This window comes from Oceanobacillus sp. M65 (assembly GCF_052246275.1).
Classification (GTDB): Bacteria; Bacillota; Bacilli; order Bacillales; family Amphibacillaceae; genus Oceanobacillus_B; species Oceanobacillus_B jordanicus.
The window spans coordinates 991,450-1,010,348 of the sequence record NZ_JBQQCJ010000001.1 but is presented as its reverse complement, the minus strand read 5'-3'; the positions used below and the strand labels follow the sequence as shown (position 1 = coordinate 1,010,348).

13 protein-coding genes are annotated in these 18,899 nt (G+C 40.4%); all 13 read right to left on the bottom strand.

The window, feature by feature from the left end:
- Positions 1–41: 41 nt before the first annotated feature.
- The 13 genes from ACTWPF_RS04805 to ACTWPF_RS04745 all read right to left on the bottom strand — a co-directional run bounded on the left by ACTWPF_RS04805 (position 42) and on the right by ACTWPF_RS04745 (position 18,879).
- Entirely contained in the window at positions 42–3,170 is a 3,129-nt protein-coding gene (locus ACTWPF_RS04805) for an alpha-mannosidase (protein WP_443148502.1), read from the bottom strand.
- A gap of 101 nt (positions 3,171–3,271) precedes the next feature.
- A complete protein-coding gene (locus ACTWPF_RS04800) occupies positions 3,272–4,864 on the bottom strand; it encodes an extracellular solute-binding protein (protein WP_443148501.1) in 1,593 nt (530 codons plus the stop codon).
- Between the two features lie 96 nt (positions 4,865–4,960).
- Positions 4,961–5,866: a carbohydrate ABC transporter permease gene (locus ACTWPF_RS04795; protein WP_106897658.1), complete on the bottom strand. Its 906-nt coding sequence runs from the start codon at positions 5,864–5,866 to the stop codon at positions 4,961–4,963.
- Positions 5,867–5,882: 16 nt separating this feature from the next.
- A complete protein-coding gene (locus tag ACTWPF_RS04790) occupies positions 5,883–6,887 on the bottom strand; it encodes an ABC transporter permease (RefSeq protein WP_443148500.1) in 1,005 nt (334 codons plus the stop codon).
- Between the two features lie 268 nt (positions 6,888–7,155).
- Positions 7,156–9,411 (bottom strand): helix-turn-helix domain-containing protein, encoded by a 2,256-nt coding sequence (locus tag ACTWPF_RS04785; protein ID WP_443148499.1) that lies wholly within the window; start codon positions 9,409–9,411, stop codon positions 7,156–7,158.
- Positions 9,412–9,445: 34 nt separating this feature from the next.
- Positions 9,446–10,066 (bottom strand): YesL family protein, encoded by a 621-nt coding sequence (locus ACTWPF_RS04780; protein WP_106897661.1) that lies wholly within the window; start codon positions 10,064–10,066, stop codon positions 9,446–9,448.
- 577 nt (positions 10,067–10,643) lie between these two features.
- Complete coding sequence (locus tag ACTWPF_RS04775) at positions 10,644–13,721, bottom strand: beta-galactosidase (RefSeq protein ID WP_443148498.1); 3,078 nt, start codon at positions 13,719–13,721, stop codon at positions 10,644–10,646.
- Between the two features lie 30 nt (positions 13,722–13,751).
- Positions 13,752–14,696: an ROK family protein gene (locus tag ACTWPF_RS04770; RefSeq protein WP_443148497.1), complete on the bottom strand. Its 945-nt coding sequence runs from the start codon at positions 14,694–14,696 to the stop codon at positions 13,752–13,754.
- A 335-nt stretch (positions 14,697–15,031) separates the two neighbouring features.
- A complete protein-coding gene (locus ACTWPF_RS04765; protein ID WP_443148496.1) occupies positions 15,032–15,538 on the bottom strand; it encodes a DUF1648 domain-containing protein in 507 nt (168 codons plus the stop codon).
- A 120-nt stretch (positions 15,539–15,658) separates the two neighbouring features.
- Positions 15,659–15,841, bottom strand: a complete 183-nt coding sequence (locus tag ACTWPF_RS04760) for a hypothetical protein (RefSeq protein WP_443148495.1) — start codon at positions 15,839–15,841, stop codon at positions 15,659–15,661.
- A gap of 71 nt (positions 15,842–15,912) precedes the next feature.
- Positions 15,913–16,371, bottom strand: a complete 459-nt coding sequence (locus tag ACTWPF_RS04755) for a hypothetical protein (RefSeq protein ID WP_443148494.1) — start codon at positions 16,369–16,371, stop codon at positions 15,913–15,915.
- A gap of 868 nt (positions 16,372–17,239) precedes the next feature.
- Positions 17,240–17,644, bottom strand: a complete 405-nt coding sequence (locus ACTWPF_RS04750) for a VOC family protein (RefSeq protein WP_443148493.1) — start codon at positions 17,642–17,644, stop codon at positions 17,240–17,242.
- A gap of 287 nt (positions 17,645–17,931) precedes the next feature.
- Entirely contained in the window at positions 17,932–18,879 is a 948-nt protein-coding gene (locus tag ACTWPF_RS04745) for a helix-turn-helix transcriptional regulator (RefSeq protein WP_443148492.1), read from the bottom strand.
- Between the last annotated feature and the right edge of the window lie 20 nt (positions 18,880–18,899).

Genomic DNA, 18,899 nt, shown 5'->3' with positions numbered 1-18,899 from the left:
AGTAAATCATCATGACATCAACCTGCATTCTTTTTATATCTTTACTTGGCAAATTCGACCAGGAATGTTTTTATTTCATAAGGTGTAACTTGAACACGAATCGAAGGGTCCTTGACTACCTCCCCGATCGGTTTTTCCATTAAATCGCATTCCTGCCAGGAGACTATGTTCAAATCACTGGAAAGCTCTACAGTGGAACGATTCCCTTCAAATTCGTGAAGACGCAATACCGTTTTATCACTATACTCAGCCTTCTTCACTGCATCAATCATGACATTTTCCTTGGAGCAATGAACCAATGATAATTGTTTCAGTCTTGCATTCCCTTGCTTAAAGGTTAAGGCATTATTCAATGACCATGCTTCTTTCACCGTTCCGCCTTCTTTCCAGCTTCCTTCATGTGGAAGGACGGAATAAGTAAATTGGTGTTCCCCCAAATCCGCCCATGGATCAGGGTGGATCGGTGATTTTAATAGGGATAACCGCATCAGGTTGTCTTTAATGTCGTAACCATACTTACAATCATTAAGAATACTTACGCCATATGCTCCTTCAGATAAATCTGCCCATTGGTGACCAACACTTTCGAAACGAGCATAGTCCCAGCTTGTATTCCAGTGAGTTGGCCGTTTTACATTTCCATATTGAATATCATAGGTCGCTTCTGTTGAGCGAATATCGACAGGAAATGCTACTTTCAATAATCGCTGCCGCTCCTGCCAGTCTACATGGGTGTCAAAATCAATTCGCCGGCTGTTCGCATATACAATCATGTGTTGTGTAATTACTGATTTGCCATATTTCCAGACAAACCGGATGGACGCTTGTAAGCTCCCAACTTCCAGAACTTCCACAGACTGAAGCTCTGTAATTTCTTCCATCTTTTGTTGGTAAAAAATATCAATATCCCACGCGTCAAACATAAGTGGTTTATCTTCAAACACCTGTAGCACATTCCCTCTCGTATTTTCAGCAAGTACTTCACGACCATGTTCTAAATCTGTAATACTTGTCAGCTGGCCGTTCTCATTCCATGTCAGGTCATAAAACGGCGTTTGGATGCGATTCGCTTCTAGAGTGAAAGCTTCTTTCGCCTCTTGCTGTGTTTTAGTAGATTTGAATTCAATCTGCTTGTACCCCATAGCAGGGAGAGATTCAACCCGTACATAACAGCCCTCATCTGTAGATTGTGTTTCGAACTCTTTACCGTCCGCATCGACCCAGCTTCCTGAAGCAGTATGTCCTGGGATGAACACGAGATCATTTCGCTCCCAAGAGGCAGAATTGAAAACCGTCCACACAGAGGAATCTTGCTCTTGTACAAGGGATGTTGCAGCATTGTCCCAAACTTCCTCGCCTAATTCCTTCGCCTGTTTGTATTCTTGTCTGGCATCATCATACACTTCTTTAATGGATGATCCCGGGATAATATCATGGAATTGGTTGCGTAAAATCGTCTTCCACCCATCTGTCAATTTAGCTAATGGGTAGTTTTCGAATGCGTTTTGCTCGATACTATCCAGCACACTTAACCATTCGCTTTCCCGGTAAAGCAATTCCAGCTTCCGGTTCATTCGCTTCATAAAGCTTTGCGACGTATAGGTGCCACGGTGGAATTCCAGATACAGCTCTCCATCCCATGTATGCACATATTCGTTTGTCTCATCTATCGTCTTATGTAACTTATTAAAATAGTTACCTGCCGTGGACGGTTTCACATTTGGCAAACCAGGAATCTTATCCATTTTGCGTCGCATTTCAAGCATTTCCCGGTTTACACCACCTCCACCATCGCCATATCCATAAGACAGCAATAAATCCTGGTTAATGTTTTTATCCTTGTATGCATCCCAAGATTCTTTTACTACCTGTGGCGTCATAAAACCGTTGTATGTGTAGTAACGGGACTCAGGCCAAGGCTCTGTCGTGGTAATAAAATGTGTTAAAATCTCACTACCATCAATGCCTCGCCAGTTAAAGGTATCGTGCGGCATACGGTTGAACTGACTCCAGCTGATTTTCGTCGTCATAAACGTCTTAATACCAGACTTTTTCAAGATTTGTGGTAAAGCCCAGCTATACCCAAATACATCGGGCAGCCATAAGTACTCGCTTTCTTTTCCAAATTCATCCCGGATAAATTTTGACCCTAACAATAGTTGGCGAACAAGCGACTCACCTGACGGAATATTACAATCCGCCTCCAGCCACATCCCCCCGTCTACTTCCCAGGTACCTTCGGAAATTTTCTTCTTCATTTTTTCATGGATTTCCGGGTAATCTTCTTTTATATATTCATACAACTGTGGTTGACTCTGTAGGAAAACATATTCTGGGTATTGCTCCATTAGTCGAAGCACCGTTGAAAAAGAACGTGCTGACTTTTCGCGTGTATGTTTTAATCGCCAGAGCCACGCTACATCGATGTGTGTATGTCCAATACTATGGAAGGTCACAGCATGATTTTTCTCCATGGAATCGAGTTGTTCTTGCAAATAACTTCCTGCGCGGTAGACAGATTCATAGAATTCTTCTGAGCCTGCGTTTAACCAGTTAATGAAATTCATAGATTGATTAAGCGCTTGAAGTAAGGCATACTTTTCAGGCTGATTATCTTCTAATACAAATACGGTTTCCAGTACGGCTTTAGCATTGTAATAGAAATCGTCAACCTGCTCATCAAGCCATGCCAGTTCAGCATATTTTAGTTTGTATTCCTGAATAACTGGCTTTCCGCCACCTTCAAGACCTGTCCATAATCTAAAATCTAGGGAAATGTCATTTCCAGCAGAGCTTCCGGAAAGAAACACTTCTTTGTGATTAGAATCTACTCCTTGGTATGGTTGCCCATTTAAAAATAATAGAGATTCAAACCCTGAATTATTCCCTCCACCTGTGTTTCCAAAGTCAAAAAGGCCAACAATTTTCTTATCAGCCCAGTCTGTTGGAATCGTCACATTTGTAGAGAGCCATGCGTATAAATCTCGTCCACGCCAATGTTCACCAATTGCGATAGTAGGAGAATTACGTTCACGTTTCGGCGGATATGTACCAATTTCTCCCTCTTCATCTTCAACAAACGACCATTTCGATAATGAAGTCGTGTCGCGATATCGGTAGGAAGACAGTTCATTTATTCTTGCTTTCAGCTTTTCTTCTGTGAGAAACATGCCCTAACGTCACCTCTTAAATTGTTTAGTTTGAAGGCTCGTATGAGTTTATCCCACTAAGGGATCATACGAGCCTTCATTTTGTTTTCAATTAATGGTTTTTAACTCTCTGACCAACGATCGTAAGCAGCTTGATGCACTTCAACATATTCGTCGATATTCATGTTTTGAATTGTTTCTACATACGAATCCCAGTTAGATAATGGTTCTACACCTGTGATGAATTTTGCTTCCATTTGCTCAACATAGGATGTCAGGTCAACCTCTATAGAGTTAATTTGCTTTTGTTCCTCAGCTGTTAAGTAAACGAGTGGGAATGGAACCTCTCCATAAGGAACAATTTTTTCATTCGTTTCCGAATCGATAAACTCCTCAAATTCGGACTTTGGCTTCCCTTCAATTGGTCCACTAACGGTAGGTGCAGGAATGCCGTAATCAGGTGTGATTGATCCACGATAGTCTTCCGAGCTATCATAGCCTTCTGGCGTATCTAAATAAACTCTTTCTCCATCTTGATCTTCCCACAGTAGGCCTTCAGGACCTTCATTTAAGAATGTAAAGCCTTCTTTCGAATAGAAGTAGTCAACCCAGCGAATAGATGCTTCCGGGTTCGGATTCTCACTTGTGATAGAGAATGCACCTCTGTTAATCCCTGGATTAAGTGGAATGATTACTTCTTCAGATACCGGACTTGTTAATGGCTGGAACATTGGGTTATTAAGTGCTTCTTCTTCAGATTCACCTGTTGTAAAGAAGGAGAACCAGTCAGGGAATATACCTAAGCGATTATCCTGTCCTTTTGCCTTTTTCTGTTCATCTGATTGAGAGAATGTTTCCGGATCTAGCAATTCTTCTTCATAAAGTTTATTCATGTAAGTTAGGTATTCTTTATAGTTGTCTGTGGTCGGAGTATATCTTACTTCCCCATCATTCTCTTCTATCCCCCATTCCTTCATGCCAAACGCAGCTAGGAACCATGCACGGGAACTATTCATTTTTACATCGAGTAATGGGATTTCATCTGCTTTTCCATTACCATTCGGATCTTCTGTTTTAAAACGAACCATTAAGTCGTAAAATTCTTCTGTTGTTTTAGGTAGCTCTTCCACACCAAGTGCATCTAGCCACTGCCCGTTAAACCATAGTGGTCCCTTATACCAATAAGATGATGAACCTTCAGATATCTTTGGCAACGAATAAATATGGCCATCTATCGTCGTAATAGACTTTTTAATATCTGGATTTTCCTCTAGCATTTTTTTTATGTTGGGAGCATGTTCTTCGATCAAATCTTCTAATGGCAATAAGACGCCTTGCTCTCCGTAATCTACTTCCATAGCAGGTGTGAGGTTATTAGACCCTGCACCGTAGATAATATCGGCCACATCACCACTGGCAAATGCTAGGTTTAATTTTGTTTGAAAGTCGCTTAATGGAGGGGTGGTATACTCCATTTTAATATTTGTCATCTCTGAGTATTCCTTTAGCGTAGCCATGTCTTCCCATTCTGCTATGCCAGTACCAGGGGCCATAACAGATAACTCGATTTCTTCATCCACAATAGGAAAACCTTCCTCATTCACTTCCACATTTGCGGAGGCTGATTCCCCGCTACTTTCTTTGTCGGATTTACATGCTGCAAGGGTGAACACCGCTAATAGTGCTGTTAATAATAAGATAATGCCTCTTTTCATTATTGAATCCCCTTTCAAATTTTTGATCTAGTTAAGGTTTCGTCATCAGGCAGATTATTTGGAATGGATAACCACCTCCTTAAATATTTATATCTACTATCCTTTAAGGGAGCCAATCATAACACCCTTCACAAAGAACCTTTGTAAGAATGGATACACGATAATGACTGGTAATGTGGAAACAATCATAACGCCATATTTAATGATTGCTGCAAGCTGCTGTTTACTATGCAATGCTTCGGCCATACTCCCACTCATATTGGAGTTTTGTGACGCCATTTCCTGAAGGACAAGTATTTCTCGTAACACAAGTTGAAGTGGGTACATATCTTTGTCCGATAAATAAATCAAGGCATTGAAGTATCCATTCCAGTGACCTACTCCATAAAATAATGCCATAACAGCTATAATTGGAGCAGATAATGGTAAGATTATCTTCATAAACATTTTGAAGTTAGATGCCCCATCGATAATAGCAGCCTCTTCCAAGCCTTTTGGAATAGAGGATTGGAAAAACACACGAGCAATGACGATATTCCACACGGCTGCTGCATTCGGTAAAACCATCGCCCAGACTGTGTCGATAAGTCCCAAGCTTTTTACTACTAAGTATGTCGGAATGAGTCCACCACTAAAGAACATGGTGAGGACAAACATCCCAGTGAAGAAATTCCTTCCAAAAAAATCCTTTCTGGATAAAGCATAAGCCGCTGGTATCGTTACTGCCAGGTTGATTAGTGTACCGAAAGCAGTATAAAAAATTGTATTAAGATACCCTCGCCAAATGGCATCGTTTTGAAAGATCATTTGGTATCCTTCAAATGTAATATCCTTTGGTAATAACCACATTTCTCCTGAATTTACCGCTGCTGGGTTACTGATCGATGCACTGATAATATAAATAAGTGGATATAAAACGATCAGCAGAGCAGTAGTAAGAAAAAGGAAAATAAACACTTTAAATACCTTATCTTTGTTTGTTTCCTTTATAGCTGTACTCATAGCCTTACAATCCTCCTTACCATAGACTTGTCTCACTGGTCTTTTTCGCTATTTGATTAACTGTAATTAATAAGATGGCATTAATCACGGCGTTGAATAGACCAACCGCTGCTGCAAAGCTATACTGTGCATCCAATAAACCAGCTTGATACACGAATGTCGCGATTACATTGGATGATTCCAAGTTAAGCGGGTTTTGAAGCAATAATATTTTTTCGAAGCCCATTGCCATGATATTCCCTACGTTCATGATTAGTAGAATAACCATTGTCGGGACAATTGCGGGTATGTTGATGTGCCAAATCCGCTGAAAACGGGAAGCTCCATCAACGATTGCTGCTTCATGGTGTTGCGGATCCACTCCAGCTAGTGCAGCAAGGTAAATAATCGTCCCCCAACCTGTACTCTGCCAGACGCCTGACATAACATATACCGTCTTAAACCAATCAGGATCACTCATAAAGGCAATTGGTTCAAACCCAACTAACTGAATAGCGTGATTGATAATCCCTGTTGCTGGAGAAAGGAAAGCAATAATCATCCCGGCCATTACGACAACGGAAATGAAATGTGGTGCATAGGTTACAGTTTGGACCGTTCTCTTATACAGACCATCCTTCGCCTCATTTAGCGCTAATGCTAGAATGATAGGTAGTGGGAAACCTACAGCTAATTCGTAGACACTAATTCCTAATGTGTTTTTAATGAGATCCCAAAAGTAATAGGATTCAAAAAATCTAGTGAAATGTTCAAGACCAACCCATTCACTTCCCCAGATTCCCAGTGTCGGAACAAAATTCTTAAATGCAATTTGCACCCCATACATCGGAATATAGTGGAAAATTAAAAAGTATAGAAATGCTGGCAATATAAATATGTATAGCTGCCAATTTTGAAGAATTTTTTTGTTGGTTTTTTTCTTTGGTAATTTCTTCGGTGAACGAACTATTTTCTTGTTCTTTTTATTAGTATGAGTAGAATCAATTTCCGGCTCCCTGGATGTTGCTGTGCTTGTATTCATCGCTTGTCCCTCCTTCTCGTTTGTTTATGTTGTAACTGCTTACATTTTATTATTTTCTGAAATTATTCACAATATGTCATTTATGTTACGACTTGTACGATAGTCACTTCACAAAGCCGAAAACGCTTACAATACAAGGCTTTTTTGTTACGGTACTATGTCAATTTTACGGACTATGTATTATTTACAATCGCTTTACAAAGCTCTTATTCTCGCAAAGTAAAAAAGAAAAAGAGACCAAGTCTCTCAACATGATCTCCTTCTTATTTCACCTATTTAGTTTGCGATACTGGCCTGGTGTTACGCCTACGATCTTCTTGAATTTTCGGGTGAAGTTAGCAACGTCCTTGTAGCCGACTTGAGCCACGATTTCCTTAATTGGAAGATCCGTTTCCTTCAATTGTTTCTTTACTTCATTTATTCGTAAATCCTGTACATATTGGGTGAACGTAACACCAGTTTGTTCTTTAATAAATCGACTAAGATTGGAAACAGACAACTTTACGTCAATGGCTATGCTCTCTAAGGAAAGTTCATATAAGTTGTAGTTGGCATTTATATACTCCAGGATATCGTTCCCCATCTTGTCATTACGACATTCTTTTTTACTATCCATTTCATCACATACGGCTACGATCAATGTGTGAAGTTCTTGATGTAACTGTTCGACTGAATTAAAATCAACAATTCGATTCATATCCTTCATATAATTTGTGGATCCCATCTCCGAAATTGTCTTAATCACCGTGTTAATAATATCGAAGCAAATACATTTTAGCACCTGGATGGAATGCTCCCTATTGACTAAGCTATGGAACATATTTTGTAGTGTTTCCGTCGCGACAGCCCTGTCTCCCTGTTTCAAACTTTGCACAAGCTTAATTTGTTCCTCCATCGGATATCCCAGAGATTGCTCTGAATGGGTACTAATTTCTTCGAAGAATATAAGGCTACCTTGAGGATTAGCGAATTTATAATCCATTGTTGCCACTGCCTCAATATAGGATCGATTGATTCGGGATTTTTGATCATACAGCCCTCCCACCCCAATTGTTGGTGTATGGCTGGATGTTTCCTCTATATATTGCTGAATATGGGTCACCAATGATTTTCGTCTCTCATCAACATTCAGATCTTTACTGTTCATACTTACAACCAAAGCCATCGTATCTTCATGGAATAAATCAATTCCATGGGCAACAGCATTCTCTAAAATGATGTCTGATAAGCTACTAAAAACCTTTTCTCTTTCCTGCAAATTTGTTTCGCCAAACGTTCCTTTTTCAAAATACACCATGGCCACAAAATAATGTCCACTTTCCATTTGAATATTTAAGGAATGCAATAAAGAATCGATCTCCTGATTTTGGATATCTCCTTTTAAGAGTCTAACCAAAAACTGTTCTCTAGCAAAAGGCCGCTGTAAGTACATCGTCTTATTCAAGATTTGCTGGTCTTCAAATACATCTGTTATTGTTTTACGAATCGTCTCTAATTCATTCGTATCTTCTAAATCTGTATTTTTCCTGCCATCTCTTTTTGTGATTTCAAATAAGTTCCGTATCGGTTTGTATTGATTTTTCCCAAGTATGATTGCCAGTATAAATCCTATAATTAAGATGATAACTAAAATAGCGGAGATCAAGATCGTACTATTATCTAGCCTCTTAAAGAATTGATCGGTATCCATTAAGGTAATAAATTTCCATCCACTTAAGTTTGATTCAATGGAGACAAGCGAATAATCCTTATTATTTAACTCAACGGTTGAAACGCCTTGCTTCTCATAGGACAAGCCATCCAATTGTTCTGTCTTTATCGTGTCATCACTAATGACAGAAGATATCACTTGATTATCTTCATTTAAAATATATACATTCCCCTCTGATTCACCAGAAATATTCTTAATTAGATCAGCGATGGTATCCTCTTCAATGAAAAACATTACGGTACCAAATGGGTTTGGATTATTGGGTGCTATCGGAAATAAATAGGCAACCATATTCCCACGTTGTTCATTATTGATGATCATATTATCAACCGGTTTGATAAATGGGAGTTTGGTATGTAAATCATGTAAAAGTGTCTCTTTGTCCCAATCCTGAAAGCTATACTTTTTTTCCAGCATCGCATCAATGGAATAAGAGCCACCTGTAGAATAGATCGTCTCCTCATCATGAAAATAGACAAATAATTCCTCAATGATAGAGCTGTTAGCCTTGTATTTACCTAATTCATCAATTGCCTCTTTACTGTAATAACCATGATTCATCATATAAGGCGTTAATCGTTGGTCATAGGAAATTCTTGCCGCTAGTGTTTCTAACTCGCTCATGCGTTCATTCGTAATACGTTCAACCTGCTCCAACTTATTAATATTGGATTGTTCAATCTCCTGCCTGAGACTTGATACAGAATTATAATAAATGATCGTGCTCATTATTAAAAAAGGAACTAGAAATACAAGCAGATAGGAAATAATATATTTATATAAAAGCCGAGACCTAATCCTATCGCGCCACATCTGCCCACCCCCACCTTAATAGAATGTTAAACCGCTAGCTTGCCTTCTTTTCTTCTATTTGCACACAGGCACGATAGGCGAACCACATAATGGGTAATGCAATCATAGAAGCCCCTATAAAGAATAGGAGGACAGGCAGATAGCTAAATAGATAATACAAAAGCAGCATACTAATTGCGATAGCGATTGTTTCTAAAGGTCTTGCTAACGCAACAAAAAACGCCTGTTTAAAATATAGGAAAAACGTAAGATTATATCTAACGAACACAGGAAATAGGTAGATGGTTGTAATCGAATACAAAAACGTTACGAATAATAATAGTAAATGTAATGGGAAGGATTCAATCATGTCTTTCGAAACATTCATATCGATATACAAAAAGGCCCCTAATCCCATAATAATAAGACCTAAGCCATTCGCTTTAAAAAATTGTGTTTTGTACACCGAGTAAAAATGCTGAAAGATTGGTATGTCAAAGTCATCATCAAACCACTTATGTAGTACGGAAAATAATCCAGCAGTTGCTGGAGATATGCCAAAGATCCCAAGACCTAGTACCGTAAAGATAATCCAAAGAAAGTGAAGGTACATCACTTTAGCTAACCAGTTGCCTAAATCATAAAACCACTTAAAAATCCCATTCATCGTTGTCATTGTTGTCACTTCCTTTTCTCAGGAAAACGCTTTCCAATTATTGCATTAAAAATTATGTACGAAAAAGTCTGAGAGGTCGAAGCTCTTTCACCCCCTACTTATCTCATTTAGTATCTATTATTCTTCTATTTTACCTAATTTTGATAGAATTTGTCGAATTTTTATGAATTTGTTTGTTTTTATGTGTAAAGAGGATGGGGGCAAAAGAATTTAGATACGATAAAAAGCCGAACAACAGCTTAAATTTCTAAGTAGAAATTTGACTTTGTCCGGCGATTGAAATTTATACCGGTGGAACCGTCCGTAAAACTCCCACTTCAAAACATGAAGTGAAACCGTGATATCTAAGTGGGAGTAAACGGACGCTAACACCCCGATTCGTTCAACTTTATAGATCGGAGTCGCCTTTCTGCAGCGAAGGTAAATGCGAAGACTCCAGTGGGAACAGCACGAGTCCGAAGACCCCGCAAGAAGCGTTATTTGCTTCTGAGGAGGCTGAGGCCGTGCCCACGGAAAGCGCAGTGTTTTCCGTAGCGACAATTATATACTACTCTTTATTTTGCTACTATAGTGTTTCCTACTCTGTAATCTCTACTTCTTCTGGTCGATATGTGGCAGTAATTTTTCCGTCCTTATCTGTTGTGAACATTACGGTTCTTTCTGCTTCGAGTGTGAAGGAGTAATCCTTATCTGTAACGGCATCTTTGACTGAAACCTGTGTATCCTCCGCACATTCTGATACAAAGATAAACAAGTTCCCATTTTTGAATTGTAGCTTCCTACCATAGTTACCTGGTAGATCTCCTTCAAGCCATTCTAGCTCTACCTTCACACCAGCTTTTTGCATCACGTACTCGTATAATGCTGTAATCGGTTCATTGCGTTCATTCAATTCGAGAGGTAATGGACACCAGATCAAATTCCCTTTCCCGTAAGAATATTCTTTTACCTCTGTAGGATGACTGTCGCCAACAACCTTTTCTTTCATTACCTCGGCAATGCGTTCTCCACCAAACGAGACGGGATACTGTTGTCCATTTAATCCTAGTAACTCCTCACGTGTAATATTTCCAACTTTGGTTTTGCCGATGATACTTTCTAGGCGTCCTGTATGCTGCCAATATTCATCAAGATTAACTGGCCCTGTAAAGAGCAGGCTGATACCTTGTTCTTTCACAGCCTCCAGTATGGTATCTAAAGCTTTGCCGCTGAAATTATGGGCACTTGGGATAACGACCAACTTTGGAGGAGCTGTTTCAAGTGCCTCAAGATGGTATTCACTAAGCGCACGAAATGGAACATTCATATCGTAAGCCAACGTCCGCGTTAGCTTCATTGTGGCACCTTGCGCTAGCTTGCGATTAGAGAAATCATTGGAATAAGGGAAGATGACCGCAATGTCTTCAAGCTCCCGCTCCTCAAATAAATCTCGTGTTTGCTCAACAAATGCTCCAAAGTCATAGGACACATTTGTTTCCGGCTTCTCTGTTCCATCAGCCCGAATAGCACCAATATTCGATTCATTAACATTGTTCATATAGTAATTCGTGTTCCAGAGCCATTGAACAGCTCCTGCCCCACCTGTAGAAAAAGAATAGGCATACTTTCTTTCGAGAATATTGCGTAACTCTTCTTCACTTCTCTTTGCCTGGTTATTCGGATTCTCTACATACATCAAGCCAGTCTCTTGAACCAGGTTTGGTTTTGTAGGTGATTTCGTAAAGATACCATCCCAAACCAATTGGTCCAACAACCACCACGTATGATTCGTCGTATAATCGACCGCATCACTATAGAATAATGGAGAAGGACGCTGTGAGCCAAGTGCTTCGTCCTGACCAACCGTAACAAGCTGTTTTGGCGAAAGATCCTTAATCGTTTTAGTTAGCTCCTCAGCCCAGCGGTTATGCATTGCCATTGTATATAGCGTATAATCCAGCCACTTTAAGCCTTTCTTACCAAATAACATATCTTTTATCCCAAAATTAATTTCACTAGCTTCAGGGGCTTCAATTGCATCAAAAGATGGTAATTCCTGAGCGGTCATATTCCACTTTTCCTGCAAGTCAACAATCGAGTGATGACGATTCTTTAACCACTCCCTGTATGCATGACGATCGTACTTGTCATGAGCCGAGCGCGGTCCTGCAAATGTACGTTCCGGATCAAACATGGATGGCTCATTAATCAAATCCCAGTTAATATTGGTTGTCTCGGTATGCCTTGAGACAACTGCCGTAATAAACCGCTTCTGTGCTTCCACGCTTCTTGGGTCAAGATACGGATTTTCCCCATCCCAGGTTTCTGGTGTGAAAGAAAAGAAGCAAAACGTCACTTCCAGGTCATGTTTTTTAGCACATAAAATAAAGGCATCGATTGAGCGCAGCACATTTTCATCCATGTGCCCATCAGCGAACATCATATTTCGCCAGGCAGTCCAAATCCCAGTCCGAATATAATTGATCCCTGCCCGTTTCATTTGCGCCATGTCTCGGTCCCACACCTGAGGGTTAGGTAGGAAGAGAAAATAACGCGCAACATCTGACGTCATATAGGTCATGCCCACAATCGGCATAGGACGACCATCTTTATAAAAATAATCACGATCACAGCTTAGCGGTTCTCCACTAGTTAAGAGCTTCCTATCCATCCCCCAGAAACCTTGATGCAGGGTACGAACTTCCCCGTTACTAGATTTGGCCTCACAGGTAATTTGATAGAATCCAGGCTCCAAATCGATCGCGATGAGAAAGGAATTCGTACTGAACTGTCTGGATGCCTCTACTTTCTCTGTTTTCGTGAAAATCGATTCCCCGCTTTTGTTGACAGTGTAGGTTAACGTCCATGGAATAACGCTATCGTTAAAGTTTTGGATTTGAAAAGTAACTCTCGGACGCTCCCCTTCTTCATAGGTAGCATAGTTTGTTTTTAAGGACATTTCGGTCACGCCATTTGCGGTATACTCGGCAAATTCCATGAGCGCTTTGCCACCGTCCTTGGTCCAGAATCGCTCCGTGACTTTCTGGTTAATAAACAACCAACGTCCACCAGTAAACTTCCCTTTCATATTTTCAAGCAATACTGCGGGCGCCGCTACTTCTCGACCGCTTTTGGAAATTCCCTTTAGCAATGGATATATGCGCGCATCCATTGGGCCCACTGAGCCCATTTCTGCTTCAATGGAACTTGTTTTGGTAACATGTAAAACAAAATTAAGCGTATCTTCAATCGTAAACAAGTCTTCTTTTCCACTGAACAATGGAATATCATCATTATGCTGTAAAGTCGTGATTGGCTTAGCTTGGACGGGTAATGTTTCGTGGATATTGAGTGCCTGATGATAGGCGGTCTGCTCCCGCTCTGTTCTCCATTCCCCATCTACTAGATTACACGGAATGCGGAAAGGACTACCTCCAATGTGTACGAAGCCCTTCCCTCTCTCCATATGCTGATAGATTGCTTGCCATGCGCTCTTTGGGAAATAGGATCCATGAAGGTTTATGAAACAATCTACCTCCTCATCCAGTAAAGTTCTTTCTAACGACGTTGTATCTACTATTGTAAGATTAGAACGGAGCGTTTCAAAAAAGTCGTCGCTTGGTCTGCTGCCATTTAGTGGAAAATTTGCATCATAGAATAGTACGGTTTTATTCATATTTGTTACCTCCAATATAGTTGGTGAATTTTATTTTTCTACTAAACTATTCGTCATATCATCATTTGTAGTGAAACATAATGCTGCTGCACCAACAACACCAGCGCTTTGTTCTAATTTTGCTGGTACAATTTCCGTTTGGCGCCCCGTTGGATTAAGTGCAAACTGTCCCACATATCCTTGGACAGATTGAAACAATGCATCCCCTACTTTGGAGACGCCGCCACCGATAATGATTTTCTCCGTATCGAAGGTGTTGATCATGCTAACACAAGCAACTCCTAAGACTCGGAAAACACGCTCAATTAAATCGGTAATTTCTTCATGCCCTTTTTCATAGAGAGCAAATACTTCTTCTGTAGTTAGATTCTCTCCCATAATTACTGATCCTCTTCTTGCAATCGCCGTGCCAGAAGCAATTGATTCGAGGCAGCCAGATTGCCCACAGGAACATGGCCCGAATGATGGGTCGACTACGGTATGCCCAATATCCCCCGCATTGCCTTTTTGACCATTAAGCAATCTACCATCTGCCACAATCCCGGCACCGATCCCTGTACTGACTGTTATGTAGATAAAATTCTCATTTTCCTGACCAGCTCCAATCCATTTTTCCGCAAGCGCTGCAGCATTTGCATCATTTTCCAACCGAACCGGATAAGGAAAAGCTTGCTGGATCCACTTTTGAATCGGAACATCCACCCATGTTTTTAAGTTTGGGGGACAGGTAATCATGCCGTTTTGATTATCAAGTGGCCCTGGTGCGCCTATCCCAATTCCGATTATTTCTTCCTCTGTGAGCGAGGATTTTTCAATTAATGCATGTGTTTCCTGAATAATTTCTGCGATCATGGCTTTTGGAGCTATAGTCAGGTCAGTAGGAATAATAGTTTGCTCCCTGACATTCCCATTTTCATCCACAATAGCAAGTGCTACTTTCGTTCCACCAATATCCATCCCGATCGAATAGTTCATCTTTCTGCTCCTTTTTCTAGTTCAGAATAAGTAAGTTTTTTGCAAACGCTATCATAATTCCTTGTTATTATCTATTAGATCTTTATAAACTGTAAATATGTCATTTTTTATTACTATGTAGACCTTACAAAAGGAGTATGTGAAGTAGCGTTAAACAGCGGTTTCACAGGGAATTTTTTGTCCAAAGACTGGAAAGGTTAGCAAACGCAGAGAGTCATAAAGGATGGGAAAACAGTAATGCTGGGGGAAGACCTTTGCGGAATCAGAAACAGATTAAAGGAGATTGAGGGGGCAATCATTTTCTTTATATAGAAATATAATCATATTGTACCCCTCTATTTAATTTTACGTTGCTTCAACAGACCAAACACAATGGGGATAAATGAGCTACCTATGATTACGGGTAAAACCCATGCTCCAAATCCGTTAGACCACCCGAGTGCTACTGTTATGGATTGGACTAAAATGACAGCAAAGATGATAAAGCAAATATTCTTTAATAGATTTACCATTTTTCGTCTATTTAAATAAAATGCGGCTGCATTCTCTTCATCTATTCTTTGCGGATAATTATGCGTTTCTGGGAATTTTTCAAACACCTGCATTAAAAATGCAGTAAACAACCCCACAATAGGTAGAATAAGTAATTCTAATTTGGACCCCCACCTATCAACCTCTCCAGAAGCATTGTAGTGTGCCGGCACTTCTTCTGGAAGCATTCCCCAACTAAAGATTAAAAAGACAACCGAGCCTAAAAAGGCGAGGTAGCCAATAATGTCGGCAACCCACTCCATTTTCGTTTTAGGTAAGTTAATTTTTGGCCTATTCCAAGATCCTGACATCTCTCACCCTCCTTTTTGTCTACGAGATTGCTATATAGACGGACATCGCGAAAATGACAAACGTCCCCAATAAGTGAAGCTTTTCTCTCTTTTTATTTACATCATGATAAACCATCATTTTTAGAACCTATACACAATAATGATAGCGGAAAGAAACATGATGGATAAACCAGTCGGATCAAATTTGCTTTGTATGTCCCAGAAAATCGTGAACAGCAATACTTGTGAAAGAAGCGCTAAAGTTAATTTAAGACTAGAGTATCTATCACTGAAAATAGCATATGCAACACATTTGTCTGACACGCGAGCACCTCCACACAAGGTTAAAATAGTGTAAGCCAGTGAAACCCCGTACTACTTTATGTATAAGCTTTCTACTTTATTATATCGGTATTCGTAATCTCTGACTCAGCTATTCGCCACTCGCCCTCTTCTCTCACAAAGGTTTGTTCTGACCTTGCTATATGGTCACGATAGGAAAGCCCTTCTGCGACATATGTAGCAGTTGCTCGTTGTTCAGCTTCTATGACAATACGCTCTTCTTCCTCTTCCAAAATCTCAAAGCCTAACAATTCATACTCAATATCATAGTCTTCAAAGAAACCTGCGATCTCATTCTTTGTGCTTTCCCTGCCACTTTCCACAAGTGTAGCTAGATAGGCATCCATGTCCTCTTCTTGTATGGCTTGGAGATTTCTTTTCAACACTTGCTTTACTTCGCTGGCATTCTCACTTAAATCCTCTGCCGGTGTATCTTTTACGGTAGGTCCACTATTGGAACATCCTACCAGCAATATAGGAAGCGCTATCATAATTAGTAAGCCTTTTTTCATCGTATGCCTTCTTTCTATGTATGGTTTCATATTATTTCCTACATTAAAATCGTACTATACACATTGCAAAATGGGAAGTACATATCAGCAATACTATATTTTTATGCCCACAGGACAATGAAGTTCAATGGCCATTATCTACCATATCCCTTTTTTGCAATGTCTTTGAATCTACTTTTTATTTCTAAACTATCCCCTTTCCTAAAATTTAGTGAAGGGGACAATGTTTCTACGTCCAGTGTAGCAGGTACGAATTGAAGCAAGTCCCTAAAAGAGAGGTTTTTCTTTGTTAAGAAGAAATAAACAAAGTTTTCTTTATACATATACTCGGATATCTATGAGTAGAAAGTAATATAATAATAAAAGCGGCTTGGAGCTTTGAGCACCAAACAATTATAAGTGCAATAGCCCTTCAAGGGGGGCAGCTCACAAATTAGAGCGAGAAAAATAACCACACTAATTGCTGGCTAGGCTATGGGTGGTTATTTTTTTGATTGAAAGACAGCACTGCGACAATCAAACTAGCAAACGTCACAGAAAGAACTTTATCAATACTTTTTTATAAAAAGCAAGAATTGAGCAGTGTTTTTTAAATGTAGATATGTATTTAACGAATAAATGTATACGTCCTGTTCCCTAATAATATTATAGGGCTATTGTGACTTCGTTATGCCACAATAGCTCCTAATGATTGAACACTATTGTTAGACGATCGCGCCCGTTGACTGAAGACTTGATTTTAAGATAATTTTATTAGAGGAGCACGGCAACGATTCCTGTTTTTTGCCATTTTAAACCAGCTAGGCCATATGTTTTACGAAGCGTTACCTACTCCCCAAATTGAGTTCTCACTCATTTCAACTGTCCATCAAACCCTACCACTGAATCGTTTGACCGCTTCCTCGGTCACCGGCGAGAAAAGGTTAACGAGGTTGCCGTCTGGATCACGGAACAGTATAGCACGGTTCCCCCACGGCATCGTGGTCGGTTCCTTTACCCACTCCTCGATAAACGGCATTAAACGTTCGTATTCGGCATCGACATCGTGGACACGGAACTCTATGATGACAGAGTGATTGGCGGCCGCTACTGCTGAACCTTCACCGAACAGTGGCACAGTCTGGGAGTGGCCGATCGCCAGGGTGCACGATGGGGCAACAAGTTCGGCAAAGACGGGCGCGGGACGCTCCGCTGATACACCTATGACTTTCTCATAGAACTTGACTAGACGATCCACGTCGTCTGTAATGATGCGTACAGAAGCAATATTCACAAGATTTCATCCTTCCAATAATAAATGATACAACAAACAATACCATATATACTTTATTTTGTTATAAACTTTCCTGTAAAACCAAATTCATTCAAAAACTGAACCACTTGGTTCTACGACCATCCTTCCATCCCTATCTACTCAATTGATCCATAGTGAATTGAATGATTTTCTTGGATGTGTATGGCGGTGTTCTCCTAATCGATACAAGCCATACTTCGCATTGATCTCTCACCCCTTTATGTTTACTGACTCCATTATAAAATAACGCTACTGACAACATTATGTCAGTAGCGTTTTATAATTTTTTGGGCTTCCTCACGAATCAAATTTCGAAATGAATCAGGCTCTAACACAATCACACTTGCTCCCCAGCCCAGCACCCATTGCAGCAATTCGTCCAGTTGACGAACGCGTAAGACCATATGCAATCCATCCTGATGCTCTTCCATATCCTCTATGTAATGATTGTTTGATTCCTTCACCTTATCTGCGATGTCTTGGTTAAATCGGAGACGAACTCGCAAATGCCGGTTGTCCGGAGGGGTATACTCCCTTAAGTTAAAATGCGCTGGTCTTTCAAACGGTTCTGCCAGATCAATCAATTCCGTCATTCGGGACAATCGGAAATGGCGAATATCTAGGCGCAGATCACACCGGGCCACGAGCATCCATGATCCTTGAACGAGCACCAATCCATAGGGGGCAACAGTACGAACACTATGGCGGTTCCCATCGGAATCTGCAAGTTTTTTTACATAATGAAAGCTCATCTTTCGCTCGTCTAATATCGCTCGACGGATCTTTTCTAGATATTCTTTTTCTTTTGATGGTGTGACCTGTTTATCATAAATGAGCAAACGCATAGCCTTGCGTACACGGGACGTTTCATTGCGAACGCTCTCCGGTAGAATGACCTCGATTTTGCCGCGGGCAACTTGTGCCCTGACACGATAATCATCATCAAATTGTTGTTCAATAAAGTCCGCTCCAATCAGCAAGCTTACGGCTTCTGGTACCGTGAAACTGATCGGCGGCAGAAAATAGCCTTCCATCAGGGAATATCCTGCCCCAGGAGTACCTATGATCGGCACGCCTGCTTCACTTAGCGCCTGAATGTCACGGTAGATGGTCCGAGCACTTGTTTCAAATCGAGTTGCCAAATCTTCGGCACGTACAACTTCTTTACGTTGTAACTCCAGCACGATGGCTAACAAACGGTCTGTTTTGTTCATTAGTTGCCCTCCTTGATGTT